Origin of the sequence: Janibacter sp. YB324, from assembly GCF_014217915.1 — a bacterium.
Classification (GTDB): domain Bacteria; phylum Actinomycetota; class Actinomycetes; order Actinomycetales; family Dermatophilaceae; genus Janibacter; species Janibacter indicus.
In genome coordinates this window covers 801,310-826,363 of the sequence record NZ_CP060120.1, presented here as the reverse complement: position 1 = coordinate 826,363, position 25,054 = coordinate 801,310, and the positions used below count along the sequence as shown (strand labels likewise).

20 protein-coding genes are annotated in these 25,054 nt (G+C 69.4%); 12 read left to right on the top strand and 8 right to left on the bottom strand.

The genetic code is table 11. The features are described 5' to 3' along the window. Positions 1-170 precede the first annotated feature (170 nt). The 3 genes from H7A72_RS04050 to H7A72_RS04040 all read left to right on the top strand — a co-directional run bounded on the left by H7A72_RS04050 (position 171) and on the right by H7A72_RS04040 (position 4,841). On the top strand, positions 171-3,950 hold the full coding sequence (locus H7A72_RS04050; RefSeq protein ID WP_223277773.1) for a multifunctional oxoglutarate decarboxylase/oxoglutarate dehydrogenase thiamine pyrophosphate-binding subunit/dihydrolipoyllysine-residue succinyltransferase subunit: 3,780 nt from the start codon (positions 171-173) through the stop codon (positions 3,948-3,950). After that, entirely contained in the window at positions 3,950-4,135 is a 186-nt protein-coding gene (locus H7A72_RS04045) for a DUF6104 family protein (protein ID WP_068316192.1), read from the top strand. The genes H7A72_RS04050 and H7A72_RS04045 overlap by 1 nt, the downstream gene beginning before the upstream one ends. A gap of 61 nt (positions 4,136-4,196) precedes the next feature. Further along, a complete protein-coding gene (locus tag H7A72_RS04040; protein WP_185221727.1) occupies positions 4,197-4,841 on the top strand; it encodes a GDSL-type esterase/lipase family protein in 645 nt (214 codons plus the stop codon). A 171-nt stretch (positions 4,842-5,012) separates the two neighbouring features. Here H7A72_RS04040 and H7A72_RS04035 read toward each other — a convergent pair whose 3' ends face one another. The 4 genes from H7A72_RS04035 to H7A72_RS04020 form a co-directional block, all read right to left on the bottom strand. Continuing rightward, positions 5,013-5,669, bottom strand: a complete 657-nt coding sequence (locus tag H7A72_RS04035; protein WP_185221726.1) for a hypothetical protein — start codon at positions 5,667-5,669, stop codon at positions 5,013-5,015. Between the two features lie 592 nt (positions 5,670-6,261). Continuing rightward, positions 6,262-7,233: an acyltransferase family protein gene (locus tag H7A72_RS04030; RefSeq protein WP_185221725.1), complete on the bottom strand. Its 972-nt coding sequence runs from the start codon at positions 7,231-7,233 to the stop codon at positions 6,262-6,264. 36 nt (positions 7,234-7,269) lie between these two features. Continuing rightward, positions 7,270-8,271, bottom strand: coding sequence for a dTDP-glucose 4,6-dehydratase (gene rfbB / locus H7A72_RS04025; RefSeq protein ID WP_185221724.1), 1,002 nt, complete (start codon positions 8,269-8,271; stop codon positions 7,270-7,272). A 1-nt stretch (position 8,272) separates the two neighbouring features. Further along, positions 8,273-9,835: a bifunctional dTDP-4-dehydrorhamnose 3,5-epimerase family protein/NAD(P)-dependent oxidoreductase gene (locus tag H7A72_RS04020; protein WP_185221723.1), complete on the bottom strand. Its 1,563-nt coding sequence runs from the start codon at positions 9,833-9,835 to the stop codon at positions 8,273-8,275. A gap of 58 nt (positions 9,836-9,893) precedes the next feature. Here H7A72_RS04020 and H7A72_RS04015 point away from each other — a divergent pair, with 58 nt between their 5' ends. The 3 genes from H7A72_RS04015 to rfbA are packed head-to-tail and all read left to right on the top strand — an operon-like array spanning position 9,894 to position 12,449. Further along, positions 9,894-11,015, top strand: coding sequence for a helix-turn-helix domain-containing protein (locus H7A72_RS04015; RefSeq protein ID WP_084449333.1), 1,122 nt, complete (start codon positions 9,894-9,896; stop codon positions 11,013-11,015). Then, positions 11,012-11,560, top strand: coding sequence for a nucleotide-binding protein (locus H7A72_RS04010; RefSeq protein WP_185221722.1), 549 nt, complete (start codon positions 11,012-11,014; stop codon positions 11,558-11,560). Before H7A72_RS04015 ends, H7A72_RS04010 begins: the two co-directional genes overlap by 4 nt. A gap of 28 nt (positions 11,561-11,588) precedes the next feature. Continuing rightward, complete coding sequence (gene rfbA, locus H7A72_RS04005) at positions 11,589-12,449, top strand: glucose-1-phosphate thymidylyltransferase RfbA (RefSeq protein ID WP_185221721.1); 861 nt, start codon at positions 11,589-11,591, stop codon at positions 12,447-12,449. Between the two features lie 233 nt (positions 12,450-12,682). Here rfbA and H7A72_RS04000 read toward each other — a convergent pair whose 3' ends face one another. The 3 genes from H7A72_RS04000 to H7A72_RS03990 all read right to left on the bottom strand — a co-directional run bounded on the left by H7A72_RS04000 (position 12,683) and on the right by H7A72_RS03990 (position 15,445). After that, entirely contained in the window at positions 12,683-13,456 is a 774-nt protein-coding gene (locus H7A72_RS04000; RefSeq protein ID WP_185221720.1) for an SGNH/GDSL hydrolase family protein, read from the bottom strand. A gap of 41 nt (positions 13,457-13,497) precedes the next feature. Continuing rightward, positions 13,498-14,631, bottom strand: a complete 1,134-nt coding sequence (locus H7A72_RS03995; RefSeq protein ID WP_185221719.1) for an O-antigen ligase family protein — start codon at positions 14,629-14,631, stop codon at positions 13,498-13,500. A gap of 226 nt (positions 14,632-14,857) precedes the next feature. Then, positions 14,858-15,445: a low molecular weight phosphatase family protein gene (locus H7A72_RS03990; RefSeq protein ID WP_185221718.1), complete on the bottom strand. Its 588-nt coding sequence runs from the start codon at positions 15,443-15,445 to the stop codon at positions 14,858-14,860. A gap of 81 nt (positions 15,446-15,526) precedes the next feature. On the opposite strand from H7A72_RS03990, the gene H7A72_RS03985 reads away from it, so the two are divergent. Continuing rightward, the gene (locus tag H7A72_RS03985) at positions 15,527-16,951 is read left to right on the top strand and encodes a polysaccharide biosynthesis tyrosine autokinase (RefSeq protein WP_185221717.1); all 1,425 of its coding nucleotides are present in this window, start codon (positions 15,527-15,529) and stop codon (positions 16,949-16,951) included. An 18-nt stretch (positions 16,952-16,969) separates the two neighbouring features. Here the strand turns inward: H7A72_RS03985 and H7A72_RS03980 are convergent, their stop codons facing one another. Then, positions 16,970-18,448, bottom strand: a complete 1,479-nt coding sequence (locus H7A72_RS03980; RefSeq protein WP_185221716.1) for a polysaccharide biosynthesis tyrosine autokinase — start codon at positions 18,446-18,448, stop codon at positions 16,970-16,972. Positions 18,449-18,676: 228 nt separating this feature from the next. Between H7A72_RS03980 and H7A72_RS03975 the strand changes: the two genes are divergently transcribed. From H7A72_RS03975 to H7A72_RS03955, 5 genes are read left to right on the top strand one after another with little or no spacing between them, the layout of a single operon-like run. Beyond that, positions 18,677-20,455 (top strand): nucleoside-diphosphate sugar epimerase/dehydratase, encoded by a 1,779-nt coding sequence (locus H7A72_RS03975; RefSeq protein ID WP_185221715.1) that lies wholly within the window; start codon positions 18,677-18,679, stop codon positions 20,453-20,455. After that, positions 20,452-21,663 (top strand): DegT/DnrJ/EryC1/StrS aminotransferase family protein, encoded by a 1,212-nt coding sequence (locus tag H7A72_RS03970; protein WP_185221714.1) that lies wholly within the window; start codon positions 20,452-20,454, stop codon positions 21,661-21,663. The genes H7A72_RS03975 and H7A72_RS03970 overlap by 4 nt, the downstream gene beginning before the upstream one ends. Next, positions 21,660-22,265: a sugar transferase gene (locus tag H7A72_RS03965; RefSeq protein WP_185221713.1), complete on the top strand. Its 606-nt coding sequence runs from the start codon at positions 21,660-21,662 to the stop codon at positions 22,263-22,265. Before H7A72_RS03970 ends, H7A72_RS03965 begins: the two co-directional genes overlap by 4 nt. Beyond that, complete coding sequence (locus H7A72_RS03960; RefSeq protein ID WP_185221712.1) at positions 22,265-22,915, top strand: acetyltransferase; 651 nt, start codon at positions 22,265-22,267, stop codon at positions 22,913-22,915. The genes H7A72_RS03965 and H7A72_RS03960 overlap by 1 nt, the downstream gene beginning before the upstream one ends. Continuing rightward, positions 22,912-25,050: a bi-domain-containing oxidoreductase gene (locus tag H7A72_RS03955; RefSeq protein WP_185221711.1), complete on the top strand. Its 2,139-nt coding sequence runs from the start codon at positions 22,912-22,914 to the stop codon at positions 25,048-25,050. Before H7A72_RS03960 ends, H7A72_RS03955 begins: the two co-directional genes overlap by 4 nt. Positions 25,051-25,054 lie beyond the last annotated feature (4 nt).

The following is a 25,054-nucleotide window of genomic DNA, read 5'->3' as shown; positions in this document are numbered from 1 at the left end:
CTGACGAAGGGGGGCGGTCCCGCGGCCGTATCAGGGCCCCGCCCCGAGGGTGGCGCATGGCGCCCGTCACGTTAGGCTGACCCGAGTGGGGTCCGCGCTGACTTCGGGCCCCTATTCGCGACTGTGACGAAAGAGGCGTATGCGCCGTGCCTGACCCCCAGGATGGCTCCGTGTCCCTGAACGACTTCGGCCCCAACGAGTGGCTGGTCGACGAGCTGTACGAGCAGTACAAGAAGGACCGCAACAGTGTCGACAAGGCCTGGTGGGAGTTCTTCGAGAACTACACCCCGGGTCAGGGCACCGGCGGGAGCAACGGCACCAGCGCGAAGGGGGATGCGCCGGCCGCGAGCGAGCCCAAGGCCGCCCCCGCCCCCGAGGCGAAGAAGGCCGAGCCCAAGGCCGAGGCGAAGAAGGCCGAGCCCGCCAAGGCGGAGCCCAAGGCCGAGCCGAAGACGGCCGAGGCCAAGAAGGCCGAGCCCACCCCGCGTGACGAGCAGAAGCCCGCGGCCGCCCAGAAGCCGGTCGAGGAAGACGTGCACACCCCCCTTCGCGGTGCTGCCGCCCGGGTCGTGACCAACATGGAGTCCTCGCTCGAGGTCCCGACCGCCACGTCGGTGCGCGCCGTCCCGGCGAAGCTGCTCATCGACAACCGCATCGTCATCAACAACCACCTCAAGCGCAGCCGCGGGGGCAAGGTCTCCTTCACCCACCTCATCGGCTACGCCCTGGTCAAGGCGCTGCGCGCCATGCCGGAGATGAACGTCGGCTACACGACGAACGACAAGGGCAAGCCGGTCGTCGTCCAGCCGGCCCACGTCGGTCTCGGCATTGCCATCGACCTGCAGAAGGACGACGGCTCCCGTCAGCTCATGGTCCCGGCGATCAAGCCGGCCGAGACGATGGACTTCACCGCCTTCTGGAATGCCTACGAGGTCGTCGTCAAGAAGGCGCGCGACGGCAAGCTGACCGTCGAGGACTTCCAGGGCACGACGATGTCGCTGACCAACCCTGGCGGCATCGGCACCGTCCACTCGATCCCGCGCCTGATGAAGGGCCAGGGCGCGATCATCGGCGTCGGTGCCCTCGACTATCCCGCCGAATGGCAGGGCGCGAGCACCGAGACGCTCAACCGCAATGCCGTCTCCAAGATCGTCACGCTGACCTCGACCTACGACCACCGCATCATCCAGGGTGCGCAGTCGGGCGAGTTCCTGCGGATCGTCCACCAGCTGCTGCTGGGTGCCGAGGGCTTCTACGACGAGATCTTCGAGAGCCTGCGCATCCCCTACGAGCCGGTGCGCTGGGTGCAGGACATCTCCACCACGCACGACGACGACATCAACAAGGTCGCACGTGTCCAGGAGCTCATCCACGCCTACCGCGTGCGCGGTCACCTCATGGCCGACATCGACCCGCTGGAGTACAAGCAGCGTCGTCACGAGGACCTCGACATCACCAGCCACGGCCTGACGCTGTGGGACCTCGACCGGCACTTCGCGACCGGCGGCTTCGGTGGCGAGCCCTTCCTCAAGCTGCGCAAGATCCTGGGCATCCTGCGTGACTCCTACTGCCGCACCACCGGCATCGAGTACATGCACATCCAGGACCCGGAGCAGCGCCGCTGGATGCAGGAGCGCGTCGAGGTCGGCTACGCGAAGACGACGAGCGACGAGCAGCTGCGCATCCTGCGTCGACTCAATGCAGCGGAGGCCTTCGAGACCTTCTTGCAGACGAAGTTCGTCGGGCAGAAGCGATTTTCCCTCGAAGGCGGCGAGTCGGTCATCGCGGTGCTCGACCGCATCCTCACCCGCGCTGCGGGCGAGGGCATGGACGAGGTCTGCATCGGCATGCCTCACCGTGGCCGGCTCAACGTGCTGGCCAACATCGCGGGCAAGTCCTACGGGCAGATCTTCCGCGAGTTCGAGGGCCAGCTCGACCCGAAGTCCGTCCAGGGCTCCGGCGACGTGAAGTACCACCTGGGCACCGAGGGCGAGTTCACCGGCGAGGACGGCGAGACGACCAAGGTCTATCTCGCGGCCAACCCGAGCCACCTCGAGGCGGTCAACCCGGTGCTCGAGGGCATCGTGCGCGCCAAGCAGGACCGCCTCAACCACGGTGGCGAGGACTTCCCCGTCCTGCCGATCCTCATGCACGGTGACGCGGCCTTCGCCGGTCAGGGCGTCGTCGCGGAGACCCTGCAGCAGAGCCAGCTGCGCGGCTACCGCACCGGTGGCACGATCCACGTGGTCGTCAACAACCAGGTCGGCTTCACCACTTCGCCCTCCGCAAGCCGCTCGTCGGTCTACTCCACCGACGTGGCGCGGATGATCCAGGCGCCGATCTTCCACGTCAACGGTGACGACCCGGAGGCCTGCGTGCGGGTCGCCGAGCTCGCCTTCGAGTTCCGTCAGCGCTTCCACAAGGACGTCGTCATCGACGTCGTGTGCTACCGCCGCCGCGGTCACAACGAGGGCGACGACCCGTCGATGACCCAGCCGCTGATGTACAAGCTCATCGAGTCCAAGCGCTCGGTGCGCAAGCTCTACACGGAGAGCCTCATCGGCCGCAAGGACATCACCCCGGAGGAGGCCGACGCCGCGCTGCGCGACTACCAGGCACAGCTCGAGCGGGTCTTCGTCGAGACCAAGGAGGCCCTCAAGGCCCCCGCCTCGCCGGCCGACGCGGGCAGCGACTCGGGCGACACCGGCTCCGACGCGCCGGACAACGCCGGTCTCGAGCGTCCGTCGTCGCAGACCAGTGACGCGACGACCCGCTCGGCCGACGAGACCGGCATCTCCGAGACCGACCTCAAGCACATCGGTGACGTCTTCGACTCCCCGCCGGCCGACTTCACGATCCACCCCAAGCTGCAGCAGGCGATGCAGAAGCGCGCCGCCTCGGTCAGCGAGGGCGGCATCGACTGGGGCACCGGCGAGATGATCGCCTTCGGCTCGCTCCTCATGGACGGCACCCCGGTGCGTCTGGCCGGTCAGGACTCGCGTCGCGGCACCTTCGTGCAGCGGCACGCGGTCCTCATCGACAAAAACAACGGCGAGGAGTGGACGCCGCTCAACTACCTCGGTGGTGGGCAGGCCCGCTTCTGGGTCTACGACTCGCTGCTGTCGGAGTTCGCGGCCCTCGGCTTCGAGTACGGCTACTCCGTCGAGCGCCCCGACGCGCTCGTGCTGTGGGAGGCCCAGTTCGGTGACTTCGTCAACGGCGCGGCCACGATCATCGACGAGTTCGTCTCCTCCTCCGAGCAGAAGTGGGGCCAGAACTCCTCGGTCGTCCTCCTCCTGCCGCACGGCTACGAGGGCCAGGGGCCGGACCACTCCTCCGCCCGCATCGAGCGCTTCCTCGCGCTGTGCGCACAAAACAACATGACGGTCGCCTTCCCGTCGACGCCGGCGAGCTACTTCCACCTGCTGCGTCGTCAGGCCTATCAGCGGCCGCGTCGTCCGCTCATCGTCTTCACCCCGAAGTCGATGCTGCGCCTCAAGGCCGCGAGCAGCCAGCCCGAGGACTTCACTTCCGGTGGCTTCCGCGCGGTCCTGCCCGACATGACCCAGCCGAAGGGGGACCAGGTCACCCGGGTGCTGATCGCCGCGGGCAAGGTCACGTGGGACCTCGAGGCCGAGCGCAAGAAGCGCGGCGACGAGCAGACCGCGATCCTGCACCTCGAGCGCTTCTACCCGCTGCCGGGTGAGGAGCTCGCGGCCGAGCTGGCGCAGTACCCCAATGCCGAGCTCGTCCTCGTGCAGGAGGAGCCGGAGAACCAGGGCGCCTGGCCCTTCCTCGGGATGAACCTGCCGGCCGACCTGGCCGAGCACGGCGAGACCCGCGCCCTCACGGCGGTCACCCGCCCGCCCAGCGCCTCCCCCGCCGCCGGTACCGCGAAGAAGCACGCGCAGGAGCAGGCGGACCTCATCGCCCGCGCCTTCGACCGCTGATGTACTTCACGGACCGCGGCATCGAAGAGCTCGCGGACCGACGTGGTGAGGAGCAGGTCACTCTCGAGTGGGTGAGTGACCAGCTCCGCACCTTCGTCGATCTCAACCCCGAGTTCGAGACGCCGATCGAGCGACTCGCGTCGTGGCTGGCACGCCTCGACGACGACGAGCTCGACGACGAGTAACGTCGGCCGAGACCCGCAGACCGACCCACCCCCAGGAGTACCCCACGTGAGCGGCCACCCGATGACGGACGCAGCCGGCAACGAGTTCACCCCCAGCGCCACCTTCAGCACGGAGGACGGCCGCCGGGAGGTCGCGCTCGTCTTCATCGGCGACTCCTTCGTCGCCGGTGAGGGGGACGACAAGGCCCTGGGGTGGGTCGGTCGGGTCATGGCCCGCACCCAGATCAAGGACGCGGTCGTCGCGCACTACAACCTCGGCGTGCGCGGAGAGACCGCCGGCGGGGTCGCCGAGCGGTGGCTCACCGAGGGCCCGCGCCGCTTCCAGGGCGTCACCGAGCGTCGCCTCGTCGTGCAGGTCGGCCACGCCGACGTCGCCGCGGGCACCTCGATCGCCCGCCTGCGGCTCAACCTCGCCAACATCCTCGACGAGGCCTCGAGCCAGGGCGTCGCCACCCTCGTCGTCGGCCCGCCCCCTTCGGCAGACCCCGAGTCCAACGACCAGCTGCGCCACGTCGTCGAGGCCCAGCGCGACGTCTGCGACCGACGGGGCGTGACCTTCGTCGACACCTTCACCCCCCTGGCGGGTCACGACCAGTGGGAGTCCGACATCGCCGCGTCCGCCGACGGGGTGCACCCGGGCCAGGCCGGCTACGGCCTCATCGCCTGGCTGGTGCTCCACCACGGCTGGGGCGAGTGGATCGGCTGACCCTCAGCCCCCTCCTGCGCTCCCCCTCCAGCCGAGTTGATGTATCTCAGTGCGCTGGGGCTCACCGTCATACATCGACCCGGTGGTGGTGAGGCGCCCACGAGGCTGGGTTGATGTATCTCGGTGCGCTGGGGCTCACGCTCGTACATCGACCCACGGAGCAGCGAGGGCTCAGCGCCCACGCTTCCTGAAGGCGCGACGATTGGCCTGGGCCCACTCCGACTCGAGCGCCGCCTTGACCTGCTCCATGAACTCGTCCTCATGGAGCCGCAGCCCGATGACGTTGATGCGCAGGACGCGGTCGCCACCGATCACGACCGCGTTGTCCCTCAGGTGGTCGTCGAGGGCCTTGAGCCCCCACTGGTGACCGGCGCCGTCGATCTCGACGACGATGCCGTGCTCCTCGAAGAACACGTCGAGGTAGGCGTGCGTGGCCGAGAGTCTGCGCAGCGACTGCCGCGTGGGCTCCGGCATACCCCGTCGCCTGCAAGCCGCAGCGAACTCGAGCTCGCCCAACGCGTGTGCCCCGTCGGCGACATCGAGGGCGATGCGGTGGATGAAGGCCCGGCGACTGCGCCCCCTCACCCGTGCGACCGCATCGAGCAGATGCTGCCCGGTCGCGAGGCGCTGCAGCACCGTCATCGCCATGAGGGTGGCTGCTTGCCGGTCGCTCACCGCCCAGTGCGCCGCCCTCACGGCCGCGACGGCGGGCTGCGTGCACGGCAGGCCGGTCCCCCTGCGCTCGCCCTCCACCCGGCGAGCCACCTTGTGCACGGACACACCCTGGATCTGGCTGACGTTGTGGTTGTGCACGGCAGAGATGTGCACCGTCTCCTCCGACCACCCCTGAGCCCCAGGGCCTGCAGCGCCGAGACCCCGTCGACGAGGGCGATGCGCTCACCGGCCTCCCACACCGCGCGCCATCTCGCCGCATGCTCCCCCAGCTGCCCCGGTGCCGTCGCGAAGGTCTGCCGTCCAAGGCGCACCCACCGGCCGGCGTCGACCTGCGCGCGCGCCTGCCACCGCGTCACCCCCAGGGCCCGCAGCCTCCTGTGGTCGATGACGTGCCCATAGGTCGCGGAGGCCGCTCGCACCCTCGAGTGCACCGCCAGTGGGTGCTCGGTCCGCGTCGCCATGAGCCAAGGCTCCACGCTCCGCGTCCCGGACGAAGGGGGGTCCTCACGCCTGTGGACGACCCGCCTGCGCCTCACGAGACTGGGGACAGCGTCGAGCTCGCCGTGTGGGTCCCCGCGCACGTGCGCTGCGCCGGGTTCGCGGTCGATGTATAGGAGTGACCCCCAGCGCACTCGGATACATCAACCCAGACTCTCGGGCGCCTCAGCAACACCGGGTCGATGTATAGCGGTGAGCCCCAACGCACTCGGATACATCAACCCAGACTCTCGGGGCCCGTGCGCCCCTACGTCGCCAAGGGCTTGGGGCGCGAGCAGCCGAAGACCCACCCCCACCGGGTGCGCGCGAGCAGCAGCCCGAGGGTCCAGGGCACCACGACCGCCACGACCGCGACGAGATACGGGTTGTGCCCCTTGCCGAACCACACAAAGAGCGCGTGCAGGAGGATCACCGCCATGCCCGACTGGGCGAGGGTGCTGATCCGGTGCGACCACACCCCGCCGATGTAGATCGGGGCCATGATCATGCCGGCGCTGATGAGGATCCCGGCGAGGACCGCCCACACCGGCTCGTTGAACTGCGCGAACTTCAGGTTGAGGTTGCCCACCCCGGGCCGCGTCGTGATCCACACCCCGAGGGCGAAGGTCGCGATCGCCATCACCCACAGCGTCCGGCGACTCCACCGCGAGCGCTGCCCGGAGCGTCCGGTGAGCAGCCGCGCGAGATAGCCCGCCTGCACGAAGATCACGCACCCCAGCCCCTGCGCGATCGCGAAGGGCGAGTTCACCGAGATGTCCTGGTAGGTCTGCACGAGCGCGCACAGACCCACGCCCACCCCGATCTGCAGCCACAGCGGCAGCCGCAGCGCCTCGAGCCCGCGGACGGTGACGACCGCGACGAAGAGCGCCGTGATGAACCAGAAGGCGGAGTACGGCTCGATCGCATAGGCCCCGCCGGGCAGCTGCTCCTCGACCTTGCCGGTGCTGTCACGCCCCCTTCGCCACAGCTCGAGCCCGTAGACGAGGGAGACGATCGCAAACCACGGGATGTACGGCAGCAGCAGGGTCTTGGCGCGGACCTTGACCTCGCTGCCGAAGTCGCGCGACCCCGGCCGCCACAGCCACCCCGACAGCATGAAGTACAGCGGCACGTGCCAGGGGTAGACGTAGTCCGGCAGCGGCTTGAGGCCCTCGATGTGCCCGAGGACGATCGCGACCGTGCCGACGACCCGCAGCAGGTCGAGATAGCCGTTGCGCATCCCGGCATGGTCCCAAAAACCGAGGGCGAAGGGGAATCACAGCACCTTTTCGCTCCGGGCGTAGCGGGCCTCGGTCGCGGACTTGTGCGGGCGCCACCAGTCCTCGTGGGCCCGGTACCACTCGATCGTCGCGGCGAGCCCCGAGCGGAAGTCGCGGTAGCGCGGCTGCCACCCGAGCTCTTCGCGCAGCCGAGTCCAGTCGATGGCATAGCGCCGGTCGTGCCCGGGCCGGTCGGTGACGTGGTCGTAGTCGCCGGCCTCGCGGCCCATGAGGTCGAGCACCGACTCGACCACGGTCTTGTTGTCGACCTCGCCGTCAGCGCCGATGAGATAGGTCTCGCCGAGCTGCCCGCGGTCGATGATCGCCCAGACGGCGCTGTTGTGGTCGTCGACGTGGATCCAGTCGCGCACGTTGAGCCCGTCGCCGTAGAGCCGCGGCCGGCGCCCGTCGATGAGCTCGGTGACCTGGCGCGGGATGAACTTCTCGACGTGCTGGCGGGGCCCGTAGTTGTTGGAGCAGTTGGAGATCGTCGCCTCGATGCCGAAGGACCTCACCCACGCCCGCACGAGGAGGTCACTGGCCCCCTTCGTCGACGAATAGGGGCTCGACGGGTTGTAGGGCGTCGCCTCGCTGAAGCGCTCCGGCGAGTCCAGCGCGAGGTCGCCGTAGACCTCGTCGGTGGAGATGTGGTGGTAGCGCACGTCGTGGCGGCGGACGGCTTCGAGCAGCTCGTAGGTGCCGACGACATTGGTCTGGACGAAGGGCCCCGGCGAGGCCAGCGAGTTGTCGTTGTGCGACTCCGCGGCGAAGTGCACGACGACGTCGGCCTCCCCCACGAGCCGGTCGACGAGCTCACCGTCCTCGACCCGGCCTTCGACGAAGCGCACGTCGTCGAGCACCCCGTCGAGCGAGGTCCGCGACCCGGCGTAGGTCAGCGCGTCGAGCACGGTCACCTCCGCGTCCGGCCGCGTCGCCAGCGTCTGGTGGACGAAGTTGCTCCCGATGAACCCGGCTCCCCCGGTCACGAGCACCCGCATGTCAGTTCCCCTCCCCTTCTGCCCCGGTGGTGGAGGTGCGAGGAACACCCCCGGTGGTGGAGGTGCGAGGAACGAGCCCCGACACCCCCTGGTCTCGAGGCTCGCTGGCGCTCGCACCTCGACCAACGTTGGTGGAGGTGCGCGGACCACCCCCGGTGGTGGAGGTGCGAGGAACGAGCCTCGACACCACGTGGTCCCGCAGCGCCGCCACCTGATCGGCGGGCTCGTACCCCGTCGCGACCAGCCGGTCGAGCGCGAGCGTCGAGTGCCGCGGCCGCGGGGCGCTCACCCGCTCACCGAGGCCGGCCTCGTAGTCGGCGGTCGTCACCGCGGTCACGTCGTCGCGCGAGCGTCCCCGCAGCGCGAAGACCTCGCGGGCGATCGCCGCCCAGGTCATCGGCTCCCCCGCCTGCGTCACGTCATAGGTGCCGAAGGGGGCCCCGCTCGCGACGAGGTGGAGCGTCGCCGCCGCGATCTCGTCGGCGAAGGACAGCCGGCCCCACTGGTCGTCGACGACGCGAGGGGACCTCCCTTCGTCCGCCAGGCGGGCCATCGTCGCCACGAAGTTGCCCCCGTCGCCCACGACCCACGACGTGCGCAGCACGTAGTGGCGCGGGGCGACGCCGACGGCGAGGTCACCGGCGGCCTTGGTGCGGCCGTACTCGCTGACCGGGGTGAGGGCCTCCCCTTCGTCGTGGACCTCGCGCTGCCCGTCGAAGACGTAGTCCGAGGAGTAGTGCACGAGGGTGGCGCCGGCGGCCGCGGCGCGGCGGGCGAGCTGGGCGGGCAGCTCGGCGTTGAGCCGCCAGGCCAGCCGGCTGCCGTCGGGGGTCTCGGCGGCGTCGACGGCGGTCATCGCGGCGGCGTTGATGATGAGGTCGTGAGCGGTGAGATCGAGGGCTTCGACGGCGGCGGGGTCGGTGAGGTCGAGCTCGTCGCGGCCCGGCGCGACGGCGTCGGGCAGGAGTCGGCGCAGGGCCGAGCCGATCTGCCCGCTGCCCCCGAGGACCAGCGCCGGCCGCGGGACGAAGGGGGTGACCTCCGCCAGCCGCGGGTTGGCCCGGTCCTTGTCACTGATCTCGCTCTGCGACAAGGGGATCGGCCACTCGATGGCGGCGGTGGGGTCGTCGAGGGCGAGCGCGGGATAGGTGAGGTCGGGGCGCCAGTGCTCGTTGACGAGATAGGAGTAGACGGTCTCGTCGGCGAGGGCCTGGTAGGAGTTGCCGACGCCGCGCGGCACGAAGACGGCGGTGCTCTCGTCGAGCTCGAGGGTGACGGTGGCGCCGAAACCTTCGCCCGCCCGCAGGTCGACCCACGCGCCGAAGACCCGGCCGTGGACGACGGTGACGAGCTTGTCCCAGGGTTCGGCGTGGACGCCGCGGGTCGCGCCGCGCGCGGCGTTGTGCGAGACGTTGTGCTGCACCGGCCCGAAGTCGGGCAGCCCCGCCGCGACCATCTTGGTTCGCTGCCAGGACTCGGTGAACCACCCCCGCGCGTCACGTTGCACCGGGCGCCGGACGACGAGCAGCCCCGGGATGCGGGTGCGCTCGATGGTGAGGTCCATAGTCGGAGGCTACAGATCGCCCAGACGCAAAGTTTGAATGTGTGCGAAACTCGCACACATGGCAGATCTCGACGAGAACACCCTCGGCGTGCGCGTCCGCGAGAGTCGGCAACGCGCTGGCATGGCCCAAGGTGAACTGGCGCGCCTCGTGGGGCTCGACCGGACCGTGATCAACAAGATCGAGAACGGCCAACGCCGGGTGACGGCGATCGAGCTGTCCGAGATCGCAGGCGCACTGGGCGTCCGGATGGCCACCTTCTTCGAGGAACCCCTGCCGGCTCTCGTCTCGCACCGATCCCATCAGGGCCTCGAAGTCGTCGACTCCCAGATAGACCGTCGACTGGCTCGCATCGCCGAAGATGTCGAGTTTTTGCACGACCTGGCCCCCGAGGCACTGCCCTTGCCGGCGCAGACTGATCCGCCGCTCGACCACCCCACCTCGATGGCCGAGGCGGACCTCTTGGCGGCGCAGGTCCGCTCGGGGCTGGGCCTGGACGGGGAGTCCCCCATCCGCGACCTCGTGGACGCGTGTGCTTCTCTCGGCCTCTTGGCGTTCTCCGCCGACCTGGGAGTGGACACCGCCGACGCAGGCACCATCCTGCTCCGCCGTGGAGCGGTGAGTCTGATCAACAGCCACAACAAGGTAGGACGCCGCCGCTTGGCGTTGGCCCACGAATTGGGGCACTTCGTCGTTGCCGACGACTACACCATCGACTGGCGCGTGAGCGACCAGTCCGGGTCTGGCATCGAGTCCAAGCTCGACCGATTTGCCCGCTCGCTCTTGCTTCCCGAGATGGGGCTTCGTCACAGCTGGGCTCGACTCACGTCTCACGGCGTTCGCGACCGGGCCGTCATCGTGGCGAGCGAGTTCCGGGTGGATATGGCCACCCTTGCGCGCCGACTCGACGAGGTTGGCCTCGCCTCCGGAGAGGACCTCACGGCCATCCGCCGCAGCAAGACGACGAAGGCCGACATCATCGAGTTCAACCTCCTTGTCCCTGAGGACATGGAGGAGGTGAGCCTGCCGGCCCGATATCAGCGTGCGGTCATCCAGGCGATCAAGGACGAGCGCATCAGCCGAGCGCGAGCGCTGGAGCTGCTTCACGGCACCTACTCGGAGGACGACCTGCCGCCCATCCGCACCCGGTCCCGAAACGAGCTGTGGAAGTTTGTGTCGTGACGGCAGGGGACGACGCGCTCGTCTTCGATACGGGACCGATGCGTCATTTCGCCCAACACGGCTGGCTCGGAGTTCTCAAGTTTCTCGCTGCGGGCCGACCAGTCCTCATCCCGGACAGCGTCGACGGCGAGATCCGGCGTCAGGTGCCCGACGTTCCCGAGCTTCAGCAAGTGCTGGACGCCGAGTGGATCCGGGTGGATCGCAGTGACGACCTGGCCGTCGTGATGGCCTTCGCCGACTATGAGCGTCGGCTGGCCGTGGGCGACCGGAACCGCGGCGAGTGCGGAGTCCTCGCGCTGGGCAAGGTGCACGGCTACGAGCTGGTCCTCGACGACCGAGAGGCCTACGCCATCGGCGAGTCCGAGGGCCTGAACGTCACGGCCACCTTGCCGCTCCTGTGTCAGGCCATCCGCGAGGAGCAGCTCACGGTGGCCATGGTCGAGGCACTCGCCGACGACCTGATCTCGGGCGAGTACCACCTGCCCTTCGGGAGCGGAGGCTTCCGCACCTGGGCGCTGGAGCAGGGGCTCATCGAGCCCGCTTAACCCTCCAGCGGCTCGCTAGGCTCCCTCCATGCGCGGCATCATCCTCGCGGGGGGCACAGGCAGCCGGCTCCACCCGATCACCCAGGGCATCTCCAAGCAGCTCGTGCCGGTCTACGACAAGCCGATGATCTACTACCCGCTGAGCACCCTCATGCTCGCCGGCATCCGCGAGGTCCTCGTCATCACCACCCCGCACGAGGCCCCCCAGTTCGAGCGGCTGCTCGGCGACGGGAGCCAGTTCGGCATCACCATCACCTATGCCCAGCAGCCCAGCCCCGACGGGCTGGCGCAGGCCTTCGTCATCGGCGAGGAGCACGTCGCCGGCGACACGTCGGCCCTCGTCCTCGGCGACAACATCTTCTACGGACCGGGCCTGGGCACCCAGCTGCGGCACTTCGACGACATCAAGGGCGCGGCGGTCTTCGGCTACCAGGTCGCCGACCCGTCCGCCTACGGCGTGGTCGACTTCGACGACGAAGGGAGGGCCCGTCACCTCGAGGAGAAGCCGACCCGCCCGCGCTCCCGCTATGCCGTCCCTGGCCTGTACTTCTACGACGAGACCGTCGTCGAGCGAGCCCGCGGGCTGCGCCCGTCCGCGCGCGGCGAGCTGGAGATCACCGACCTCAACCGCACCTATCTCGACGAGGGTCGCCTGCACGTCGAGGTGCTCCCCCGCGGCACGGCCTGGCTCGACACCGGCACCTTTGCCGCGCTCAACGACGCGAGCAACTACGTGCGCACCCTCGAGAGTCGGCAGGGCCTGAAGATCGGCTGCCCCGAGGAGGTCGCCTGGCGCATGGGCTACCTCGATGACGACGGCCTGCGTCAGCGCGCCGAGCCCCTCGTCAAGAGCGGCTACGGCCAGTACCTCCTCGACCTGCTCGCCTGACCCCCTCCGCTGGTCGAGGTGCTGGGTCCCACGCTCCGCGTGGGCGGAGCTCTGCCTCTAACCGTTGGTCGAGGTGCGAGGAGCTCTGCGACGAGCCTCGAGACCCTGCGGAGCCCCCGCTGGTTGAGGAGCGACATAGGAGCCCCCGTTGGTCGAGGTGCTGGGTCCCACGCTCCGCGTGGGCGGAGCTCTGCGACGAGCCTCGAGACCCTGCGGAGCCTCGAAGCCCGCCCCTACCCCAGCACCTCCGCCACTGTCTCCGCCCACAACTGCGAGCCCGCCACCGACGGGTTGATCTCACCGTCGAGCAGCTCCTGCGCCGAATCTGCGTCCTCGAAGGCCGCCGCGACGTCGATCGTCGGCAGCCCCGCGCCCTCCGCCCAGTCGGCGATGGCGGTGCGGGTCGGCTCGTTGGCGTCGTCGGCCTGCGGGTTCTGCAGGACGACGACGACCGGCGCCTCGGGGTAGCGGTCGGCAACCTGCTCGCTGAGCTCCTCGAGCCCCTCCGCTGCGGCGTCGCCCGACTCCTCGTAGTGGCCGTAGTTGAGCAGCACGAGGTCCGGGTCCTGCGCGGGCCACATCGCGTCGTGGTCGAGCGGGTAGTCGGCAGTGCCCCTGTTCATGGCGCCCGACCAGATCCGCGTCTCCTCGGTCTCGTCGACGTAGCCCGCCTCGCCCGCCGTGTCCCAGAGCGCGACGGGCATCTGGGCCTGCTGCCCCCACTGGCTCACCCAGTCCTCGCTGCCGTTGCCGGTCGAGTCCCCGAGCACGAGCACCCGCGACCCGTCGCCGGCGAGCGCATCGCGCGCATCGTCCGTGGTCCAGGTCGGCTCGGTGTCAGCCTGCGTCGTACTCGCCGACGAGGACGAAGGGGGTGCTGCCGCAGTCGCCCCGGCCGGCGCCGTGCCCTGCTCGGCGAAGACCCAGACCCACGCGCCCCCGACCGCCAGCACGAGCGCAAGCAGCGCCGCCCCGACCACGACCGGTGAGCTCCATGCTTTCGACATGCTCAGAACCTACGGCCTATCGCTGGTCGAGGTGCGACGAGCTACCGCTGGTCGAGGTGCGACGAAGCAGCCCCGCGCTGGTTGAGGTGCGACGAAGGAGCCTCGAAACCAGCCCCCACCACCAGCACCGCACACCAGAAGAGCCACGCCGAAGGAAACCCCCGCAGCAGATAGGTCTCCACCAACATCGCCGGCAGCGCCAGCAGCACCGCGACCGCGACGAGCACGAGCTGCCCGCCCCGCCGGATCTCCAGCACGCACCGCCGCACGACGAGCGCGAGCACGACGACCAGCAGCGCGAGCCCCACGATCCCGTACTCGACGAGCAGCTCCAGATAGGTCGAGTGGGCGTGGTAGAGCACCGCTCCCCATGGCCCGTCGTACTGCAGCGGCCCGTCGAACTGCTCCCCCGGCCGGCCGCGCTCCAGCTCCATCCACGGCCACATCCGCATCGGCCCGAGGCCGAAGAGCACCGTGCCGACCGACCCCGACCACGCCTCGACACCCACGGTCGCGTTGTGCCAGCGCGACTCGTCGACGAGAAGGCTCAGCCCGCGCCGTCGGGTGAGCTCCCCGAGGACGACGGCGACGACGAGGAGGACGGCCGGCCCGCCCCACCGCAGGTTCCAGTGGCGGTGTCGCACGATCGCCGCGACGACGAGGACGAGCGCGAGCACCCATGCCGCACGCGACAGGCTCTGCACGATGAGCAGCGCTGCGACGAGAGCGACGCCCAGCCACAGCCACCGCTGCTCGGGCCACAGCCGCCGCCCGGTGAGCGCACCGGCCAGCACGAGGGTCAGGCCGACCGCGTTGTTGGAGGCTCCACCGATCGGCAGCCCCGGCCGCCACCCGACGCTCTGGTGGAGGACGAGCGGGACCACCCACGCCGCGAGCGCCGTCCCGAGGGCTGCCGCCCCGAGCACCAGGACGAGCCCCTGCTGCCTCTCCTCAGGCTCGATCGCCCGAGCCCAGGCCCATGCGGTGAGCAGCGCCAAGGTCGCCAGCGCCGTGGCGGCCAGAGCCGTGTCCCACCGCTCCCCGGACCGCAGCAGCGACAGCCAGAGCCACGCGAGCAGCGCGCCCCCAGCCCACACCTCGGCACGGACAACTCCCCCACGCCCGTGCCCGGCAGCGGCTAACCACCAGAGCGCACCCGTGAGCACGAGCAGCACCCAGACGTACCCCAGCGGCCCCGGCCCGACATTCGTCGCCGGCGGCCCGACCGTCAGCAGGAAGGCAACAACCGCGCCCGCTTTACCGCTGATTGAGCTGCCGCGAAGAAGCCCCCCGCTGGTTGAGGAGCGACGAAGAAGCCCCACGCTGGTTGAGGAGCGACGAAGAAGCCCCCCGCTGGTTGAGGTGCGACGAAGGAGCCTCGAAACCAGCCCCGACCCCTCGCTAATCGAACTGCCGCTCGAAGGCGACGATCCGCTCCACCGCCGCGTCGACCTCAGCGGCCATCCGGTCGAAGACCTCCTGGGGCTGACGGTAGGGGTCGTCGATGTCGTCCGCCCCTTCCGGAGCGCGGCTCAGCCCTCGCTCGCGCGCCAGGTGCGAAGGGAGCGCCGCCCACCGCTCCTCGGGTGTGGTCAGACCGGCGAGCCGCTGCGTCCACGGCTCGCGCTCGTGAGCGGAGTCGAGCAGCCGGGCGAGTTCCTTGACCGTGTAGGCCCGCTTGAGGTGACGCGGCGAGTAGGAGAGCACGATCTTGCGGTGGCTCACCTCGAGCGGCAGGACGATGTCGATGTCGTCGAGCATGCGCTCGCTGATCTGCCGCGCAGCGAAGTGGTCGTGGGTGATGCCCTTCGCGTCGAGGATCGAGGCGCTGCCCGGCTCGACCGGGTTGCCGATGAGCGCCTGTGTCCCCGCGCTCACCACCTCGAAGGCTCCCGGCCGCACGGACTCGAGGGCGTGTCCGAGGGCCAGCTGGACATAGGGCGATCGGCAGATGTTGCCCGTGCAGACAGTCATGATGCGCACGCTCATGGGGCCATCCTGCCGGATGGTGGCCCCTGTGCCAGACTCGCGTTTGCTGTCATCATTTGCGACCCGAGAGAGGCACCGAGCGTGGAGCTGCAGGACTACCTGAGGATCGTGCGCAAGCGGTGGGTGACGATCGTCGTCACGACCCTTGTCGTCGTCGGCCTCGCCGCTGCCGTCACCGCGCTCCAGACGAAGAGGTACACCTCGTCGACGCAGTTCTTCGTGTCGGTGTCGGGCTCCGATACCGCCGCGTTGCAGCAGGGCAGCACCTTCACCCAGCAGCGGGTGAAGTCCTATGCCGAGCTGCTCAAGACTCCCCGGGCACTCAACCCGGTCGTGGAGGAGCTCGGCGACGACACGACGACCTCGGACCTGGCCGGCCAGCTGACGATCACGACTCCCCCGGAGACGGTCATCCTCGAGGTCGCGGTGACCGACACCGACCCGGCCCACGCGCAGGAGATCGCCACCGCGATCGGCGAGACCTTCCCCCAGGTCGTGTCCGAGGTCGAGCGGCCCGAGGGCTCCAACCGCACCTCACCGATCAAGGTCTCGCTCGTCGAGCCCGCGTCGACGAGCGAGACCCCCACCAGCCCGGTGCCCGCCCGCAATCTCGCGCTCGGCGTCGCCCTGGGTCTCCTGCTCGGCCTGGGCCTGGCGATGCTGCGGCACCTGCTCGACACCACGGTCCGCACCGACGACGACGTCGAGGAGATCACCGAGGAGCCGGTCATCGGGGCGGTCCACTACGACCCGCGCGCCGGCAAGGAGCCGCTCATCGTCGAGTCGGACCCCTCTTCCCCGCGCTCGGAGGCATTCCGCGCGGTGCGGACCAACCTCATGTTCCTCGACGCGGCCAACCACCCGCGGACGATCCTGCTCACCTCGTCGATCCCCGGCGAGGGCAAGTCGACGACGATTGCCAACCTGGCGCTGACCCTGGCCCAGTCCGGCTCGACGGTCTGCCTCATCGAGGGTGACCTGCGGCGCCCGCGTCTGCTCGAGTACCTCGGCCTGGAGGGGGCAGCGGGCCTGACCGACGTGCTCATCGAGCGGGCCGACATCAACGACGTGCTCCAGCCCTACGGGCAGGACCGCCTCGAGGTCATCGGCGCGGGTGCCATCCCGCCCAACCCGAGCGAGCTGCTCGCCTCCGACGCCATGAGCCGCGTACTCACCCACCTGTCGACGCGCTTCGACTACGTGCTCATCGATACGCCCCCAGTCCTCCCGGTGACCGACGCCGTCGTGCTGAGCACCAAGGTGGACGGAGTCATCGTCCTCGTCGGCACGACGATCGTGCGCAAGGAGCAGCTCAAGGCCACGCTCGAGGCGATGGGCGGCGTCGACAACACCCTGCTCGGGCTCGTCCTCAACCGCGTCGGCCACAAGTCGGCCGGAGGCTACGGCGCTGGCTACTACGGCTACTACGACCCCGAGACCGCTCCCAGGTCGGAGCGGCGAGGGAAGCGACAGCTCAGCCTGCCCGGCCGCGCCACCAAACGCTGACGACCGTCGGCACGACGCTCAGGTGCGTCCGCGCCGCGCAGCCTTGACATCCCGACGACTGACCGCCCCGTCGGCCTCGGCCACGTACTCCTTCTCGTAGGACGTGACGTGGCCGTACTCGACGTCGCCGTAGCGGATCCGGTCGACCTTCTTGGTCGACGCCTGGTTGAGCACGGCACCGAGCACCTTGGCGCCCACCCCTCGCAGGGATGCCGCGGCCCGGTCCAGAGCCTCCTTGTGAGTCCGGCCTGCGGCGACGACGAGCACGGCGCCGTCCGCGCTGCGGGTGAGCAGGACGGCGTCGGTGACCGGCAGCAGCGGCGGCGCATCGAGGATGACGAAGTGCCCGTGGCTGAGCTCCTCGATGAGCTGCTCCATCCGGTGCGATCCGAGCAGCTCTGACGGGTTGGGCGGGGTAGCCCCCGCCGCGAGGATCTGCAGACCGGGCACGTTGGTGTCCTGGAGCGCGTCGGGCAGCGGCATCGTGCCGGCGAGCACCTCGGTCAACCCGACGTCCCCGTCGAGATCGAAGGCTCGGGCCACGGCCGAGCGCCGCAGGTCGGCGTCGACGAGCACGACCTGCTCCCCCGACTCGGCCAGCACGGTCGCAAGGTTGGCTGCGACCGTCGACTTGCCCTCGCCCTGGTTGGCGCTGGTGACGACGATCGAGCGCGGCTGGTTGTCGACGTCGACGAAGCGCAGGTTGGTGCGCAGCTTGCGCAGCGCCTCTCGCTCGTGGAATGCCTTTGACCGGCGAGCCTCTCCGCGCTCCGACCCGAGGTCCTTGCTCATCGGCAGCACCCCGAGCACGCCTGCGCCCGCCGTCTCCTCGACGTCGTCGACGTGCCGCAGCTTGGTGTCGTTGTAGTGCCTGACCGCGGCGACGCCATAGCCGATGAGCAGGCCGAGCAGGAGGCCCAGGGGCAGGACGCGCGTGGGGTCCGGCGACGAAGGGGAGGTGGGCAGGATCGCCGACTCGTTGGGCTCGATGAGCACCTGAGCCTGGGACTTGACCGTGCGGGTGCTTCCGTCCGCCTGGACGACCCGCCTGGTCGGCCCGGACTCCTCGATTCGCTTGGCCTCCGCCGCTGCGGCCGTGACGACCGAGTCGGCGATCGACTTCGCCTCCTGCGGTGAGGGCCCTGAAGCGGTCACGCTGATCGAGACCCCTTCCTCGGGCACGGTGGCCGTGATCCGAGATGCCAGAGCCTGTGGTGTCGCATCGAGGCCGAGGTCCTTGATCACCGCCTCGGTCACGCGCCGGTTGGTGAAGAGGGTGACGTAGGCCTTGGCCTTCTGCTGCGCCAGCGTCTGCGAGGAGTAGGACTCGCCGATGCTCGAGCCGCCTCCGGCCGTGACATAGCCGGCGGCGGTCGCGGTGTAGACCTTGGGCTGCAAGCTCATCCATACGAAGGCGAGCAGGAGTCCGGCGAGCGCAGCGACACCGATGACGACGAACTGTCGACGGGTCAGCTTCCACAGATCTTGCAGCGTCACACGGTCTCCTCGTCGGTGTCGCGCCCCCCATTGTCGTGCGCGTCGGCCGTCGGCAAGTATAGGTCGGGCGGCAGTCGGATCGGGTCCTGCCGCCCACGTATCGGGTGTGCGAGACGCGGCTGAAGGTGCCCTGAATCACCTATACGATGAGCCCGCACGCCCCAACAGGACGGCCGTTGGCATGCGCGAGGGAGGACACAGATAGTGGGCAGGGCTGGAGCGACCTCCATGTCGGACCGGTGGCGATGGGCTGGCGTCGATGGGGGTCTGTGGGTCGCGGCGACGGTGGCCGCGGTTTTTCTCCGATTCGACTTCAGCTTCACCCAAGCCTTCGCCGGCACCTCGTTGGTCTTCGCGATTTCCGCGGCCGCGGCCTACCTCGCACTGGGTAGCGTCGCTGGCCCCTACGCAGTCGGTCACTCCCGCGGGTCATTCGAGGAGATCGTCGACCTGACGAAGACGGCGATGATGGTCGGCTTGCTCGGGCTGGTGATCAATGCGGTGCTTCCTGTGCAGCTCGTCCCACGCTCGGTACCGCTGACCTCTGCGTTGGTCGCCGCCATGGCCATGTTGGCCGCTCGCACCGTGCTGCGCACGCGACGGGCTCGGCACCGCGGTGACGCCGACGATCGGCGAGTCATCGTCTTCGGCGCCGGTGAGGGCGGCCGGCAGCTCGTGCGCACGATGCTCCGCGACCCCAAGGCGGGTCTTCTGCCGGTCGCGCTCGTCGATGACGACCCGGCCAAGGCTCGCCTGAGCATCGACGGGGTACGCGTGCGAGGTACGCGGCACGACATCGCTGCCTTGGCCGACCAGACCAATGCGTCAACCGTGGCCGTGGCCATTCCTTCCGCTGACTCCTCGCTCCTGGCTGAGGTCCGCGAGCTCACGCGCGACGCCGACCTCGACGTCCTCGTCCTCCCCCAGACGAGCGAGCTCTTCCGCCGCCCGACCGGTCGCGACCTGCGCGCCCTGGATCTTGCCGACCTTCTGGGGCGACGCCCGATCGAGCTCGACTCCGCAGCCATCGCCGAGTCGATCAACGGCAAGGTTGTCCTCGTCACCGGCTCAGGTGGATCGATCGGTTCAGAGCTGTGCCGCCAGATCGCGAAGTTCGGACCCCGCAAGCTGCTCTTGCTCGACCGCGACGAGTCCGCCCTGCACGCCACCCAGATCAGCATGTCGGGGCGCGGTCTGCTCGACGGCGACGACACCGTCCTCGCTGACATCCGCGACCCGGCGCGGCTCCAAGAGATCTTCGCCCAGCACCAGCCGCAGGTCGTCTTCCACGCCGCGGCGCTCAAGCACCTCCCGCTCCTGGAGCGTTACCCGATGGAGGCGTGGAAGACCAATGTGCTCGGCACACTCAACGTCCTGCAGGCGGCCTTCGATCATGGGGTCGAGACATTCGTCAACGTCTCCACCGACAAGGCAGCAAACCCGACGAGCGTCCTCGGCTACAGCAAGCGCCTGACGGAGAGGTTGACGTCCGACTTCGCCGCGCGAGACGACAACACCTACGTCAGCGTCCGCTTCGGCAACGTGCTCGGCTCACGGGGTTCGGTGATCACCGCCTTCACGGCGCAGATCGAGGCAGGCGGCCCGGTGACCGTCACCCACCCCGAGGTCGAGCGCTACTTCATGCTCATCCCCGAGGCGTGCCAGCTGGTCCTGCAGGCGGCCGCGATCGGTGCCGACGGCCAGGTCATGGTGCTCGACATGGGCACTCCGGCGAAGATCAACGACGTGGCAACCACCCTCATCGACATGTCCGGGCGCGACGACATCGAGATCGTGTACACCGGCCTGCGCCCTGGAGAGAAGCTTTCGGAGGAGCTCTTCACCCCCGGAGAGGACATCCAGCAATCCGCCCACCCGCTCGTGAGTCACGTCGACGTCACTGCCCTGCGGCCGGGAGACGTACTGGCAGCCACTTCCGCCGAGGACACGGTTCAGTACATGCGCGCAGAGGGCCTGCGAGGCAACCACGAGGTCACCACCGCATGAGCGAACGCATCTTGATGTCCCAGGCATCGGTCTCCGATGTCGAGGAGGAGTTCGTCCTGGACGCCCTGCGTTCGGGCTGGGTTGCTCCCCTCGGGCCCCACGTCGACGCCTTCGAGGGCGAGATCGCTGAGCGGGTCGGGGTGGAGCACGCCCTCGCGCTGAGCTCGGGCACAGCGGCCCTGCATCTCGCGCTCCTCCATCTGGGCGCTCGCCCGGGGACCAAGGTGGTGCTGGCAAGCATGACCTTCGCGGCGACAGCCAATGCGGTGGTCTACACCGGAGCAGATCCGGTCTTCGTCGACAGCCTGACGAGTGACGGCAACGTGGACGCAGAGCTCATGCTCGACGCAGTGCGATCCCTCCAGGCTGAGGGCGAAACCGTCGTCGCGGCAATCCCCGTCGACCTCTTCGGCCGGGCTGTCGACTACTCGGTGCTCGAGCCCGGGCTGGCCGAGCTCGGCGTCCCTCTTCTCGAGGATGCAGCGGAGTCGTTGGGCGCCTCGTTGGGCGGCCGTGCCGCCGGCTCCTTCGGCCGGGCTGCCGCCTTGTCCTTCAACGGCAACAAGATCATGACCACCTCCGGTGGTGGCATGCTCCTGAGCAACGACGCGGACCTGATCGACCACGCACGGAAGCTGTCGACCCAGTCCCGTGAGCCCGTGCCGTGGTACGAGCACACCGAGATCGGTTACAACTACCGCCTGTCCAACGTGCTGGCGGCTCTCGGGCGCGGCCAGTTGCAGCGCCTTGACGGGATGATCGCCCGCCGTCGAGAGATCCGCGACCGCTACGCAGCCGCCTTCACAGAGCTGCCCCTGCGCTTCCTCGGCCGCGACGACGCATCCCGCGACGACTCCGACGACAACTGCTGGCTGACCACCGTTGTTCTTGAGGACCCCACTCCGTCGTTCCCTGAGGAGCGACGAAGCGGCCACTCCCCGGTGGTTGAGGAGCGAGGAACGAGCCTCGAAACCACCACCCCCGCCGACAAGATCGTTGAGGCCATGTCCGCCCAACAGATCGAAGTCCGCCACCTCTGGAAGCCCATGCACCTCCAGCCCGTCTTCACGGGCGCCCGCTCCTTCACCACCGGAGTCAGCGAAGACCTCTTCACCCGAGGGGTCACCCTGCCCAGCGGCCCCGCCCTGACAGACGCCCAGATCGACCGCGTCATCGCTTCACTCACGCAGGTGGTCGGCGCCCTATGAGCTATCGCGGCAAGCGCGCCCTGGACCTCTTGGTTGCCGGACCCGCCCTGATCCTGTCACTGCCGGTCCAAGCCATCACCGCGATCGCCATCCGGATCAAGCTGGGCCGACCGGTGCTCTTCCGTCAGGCTCGCCCCGGCCTCAACGGTGAGGTCTTCGAGATGCTCAAGTTCCGCACGATGTTGCTCCCGGATCCCGAGCGCGGTCTCGTGACGGACGCCGACCGGATGACACGGCTGGGCACCTTCCTGCGCAGCACGAGCCTTGACGAGCTGCCGACGCTGTGGAACATCGTCCGGGGGGACCTTTCTGTCGTCGGCCCTCGCCCCCTCCTCGTGCAGTACCTCGACCGCTACTCCCCCGAGCAGGCCCGTCGCCACGACGTCCGCCCGGGCCTGACCGGCCTCGCCCAGGTCAACGGGCGCAATGCGATCTCCTGGGAGCAGAAGTTTGCGTACGACGTCGAGTACGTCGACAAGCACAACCTGGCCCTCGACGTGCGGATCATCCTCCGCACGGTGCTCCAGGTGCTCCGCCGCGACGGGATCTCTGCCGGAGGCGACGTCACCATGCCGGAGTTCATGGGCTCCCGGGGCCACTGATGCGTGACCTCGTCATCGTCGGCGCCGGCGGGTTCGGCCGCGAAACCGTCGACGTCGTCCGCGCGATCAACTCCGTGACCCCGACGTGGCGACTGCTCGGCGTCGTCGACGACGCCCCGTCCCAGGTCAACCTCGCGCGTCTGCGCGCACTCGACGTCGCTCACCTGGGTGCACTCAGCGTCACCCCTACGGGTACGGCGGTTGCCGTCGGAGTCGGTAGCCCGCGGGCGCGCTCGGCGATCGTCTCTGCGCTGGCGTCGCCCGGGCGCTACTTCCCCCCACTCGTCCATCCGACCGCCATCGTCGGCAGCCAGTTCCGCCACGGCGAGGGCCTGATCGTGCTGGGCGGGGTGTCGATCGGGACCAACGTCCTCCTCGGGCAGCATGTCCACCTCAACGGTCACGCCGTGCTCGGCCACGACGCGGTCTGTCACGACTTCGTGAGCATCAACCCCAATGCCACCCTCTCGGGTGAGTGCACCATCGGCGCACATACCCTCGTGGGAGCCAACTCGACCGTGCTGCAGCAACTGACGCTCGGTGCAGGAGTGACGGTGGGCGCCGGTGCCTGCGTCACTCACTCAGTCATCGACGACTCCACGGTCGTCGGAGTTCCCGCCAGACCCCTCACAAAGGACTCATCCGAATGAAGCAGGTCGTCCAGTCCATCGGCGATGGAAGCCTCCGCGTCGTCGAGGTCCCCACCCCGACGTGCGGCCCGGCCGAGGTGCTCGTCAGCACGACCCGATCCCTGCTGTCGACGGGTACCGAGAAAGCCGTGCGAGAGCTGGCCTCCTCGAGCCTCATCGACAAGGCCAAAGCCCGCCCCGACTTGGTGCGGCAGGTCCTGAAGAAGGCGCGCACCGAGGGGGTGCGCAACACCGTGCAGGCGGTGCGTACCCGCCTCGACGAGGACATGCCCCTCGGCTACAGCGCAGCCGGTGTCGTCCTCGAGGTCGGCTCGTCCGTGCACGGGCTGACCGCTGGCACGCGGGTGGCCACCGCCTCCGCCGGTCATGCCGAGGCCCAGGTTGTTCCCTCCCTCCTCGCCGTGCCGATCCCTGAAGGCGTCACGGACGAGGCTGCCGCCTTCGGTGCCGTCGCGGCGATCGCCATGCAGGGTCTGCGACAGGCGGACGTGCAGGTCGGCGGGACCGTCGCGGTGGTCGGCCTCGGCCTCGTCGGGCAGCTGACCGCCCGCATGGCTCTGGCCAGCGGCCTGAAGGTCATCGGCGTGGACCTGCGCGACTGGACGGTGGATCTGGCAGCCGACGCCGGAGCCATCGGCCTCGTCGAGGCGGGTCAGGAGACGACGGACGCCATCACGGCGCACACGCGTGGTCGCGGTGTCGACGCCGTCCTCGTCACGGCTTCTACCAAGTCATCCGACCCGGTCATGGCCGCCGTCGAGCGGGTCCGTGACCGCGGGACGGTCGTCGTCGTCGGTGACGTGGGCGTCGAGCTGGCCCGGACCCCCTTCTACATGAAGGAGGTCGACCTCCGTTTCGCGCGCTCCTACGGCCCCGGCCGCTACGAGCGCACGTACGAGGAGTACGGCATCGACTACCCAGTCGGCCATGTCCGCTGGACGGAGGGTCGCAACATCGAGGCCTACCTCGACCTCGTGGCCTCGGGACGACTGCGGGTTGACGACCTCGTCACGCACGTCTTCGGCATCGACGAGGCGGAGCGCGCGTACGAAACCATCGGCGAGGATCCCCGCGCACTCGCCGTGCAGTTCACGTATCCCGGCCGGGCTGTCGGTCGCGAGCCGATCTCCCTTCGTCCGGTCGCTGCCGGCCACACGGGATCCGGCATCGTCGGCGCCGGCAACTACGCCAAGATGACCTTCCTCCCCGCGATGAAGAAGGCCGGCCTGCCCTCGGCCGCCGCGGTCACCTCCAACAGCGGCCTGACCGCCCGTCACCTCGCAGAGCGTCACGGCATCGCTCAGGTGGTCGCCGACGTCCCCGCCATGCTGGCGATGGACAGCGTCGACACCGTCTTCGTCCTCAGCCGCCACGACTCCCACGCCCAGATCACGTCCGACGCACTCGCAGCGGGCAAGCACGTCTTCGTCGAGAAGCCGCTCGCCCTGAGCGAGGAGGAGCTGGAGTCGGTCCTTGAGAGCCTCGAGTCCTCCCACAGCGTCCTGTGGGGCGGCTTCAACCGTCGCCACTCCGAGGCCATCCAGCTGGCCAAGAAGGCGCTCGGCGGCGCGGGCGAGCCCCTCGTCATCACCTATCGGGTCAGCGCCGGCCGGTTGCCCGAGACGCACTGGTACAAGGACCGTCGCCAGGGTGGCCGGCTCCTCGGCGAGGTCTGCCACTTCATCGACCTGGCGTCGTGGGTCGTGGGGCTACCGGTGAGCGAGGTCGTGGCCTTCGGGTCGGGTGGAGCCGAGCTGCTGCTGCAGGAGGATCTGGTGATCTCCCTGCGCTTCGCCGACGGGTCGATCGCGACGATCACCTACGCCGAGCACGGCCACGCCAGCACGTCCAAGGAGCACCTGGACATCCTCGGCCGTGGGCACAGCGTCGCCGTCGACGACTTCCAGAAGCTCACCATCGACGGCAAGGACGTCAAGCTCTCGGCTCCCGGCAAGGGCCATGTCGAAAACCTGCGCCTCTTCGCCGACGTCCTGGCGGGCAAGCGAGACGGCACCGCCGACACCCGGGCGACGATCGCGAGCACCGCAGCCGCTCTGGCGGCCGTGCGTTCCCTCCAGGAGGGAAGCGTCTCCGCAGTCGACACGCGTGTCGGCGACCAGCCCTTCACGAGCTGAGGAG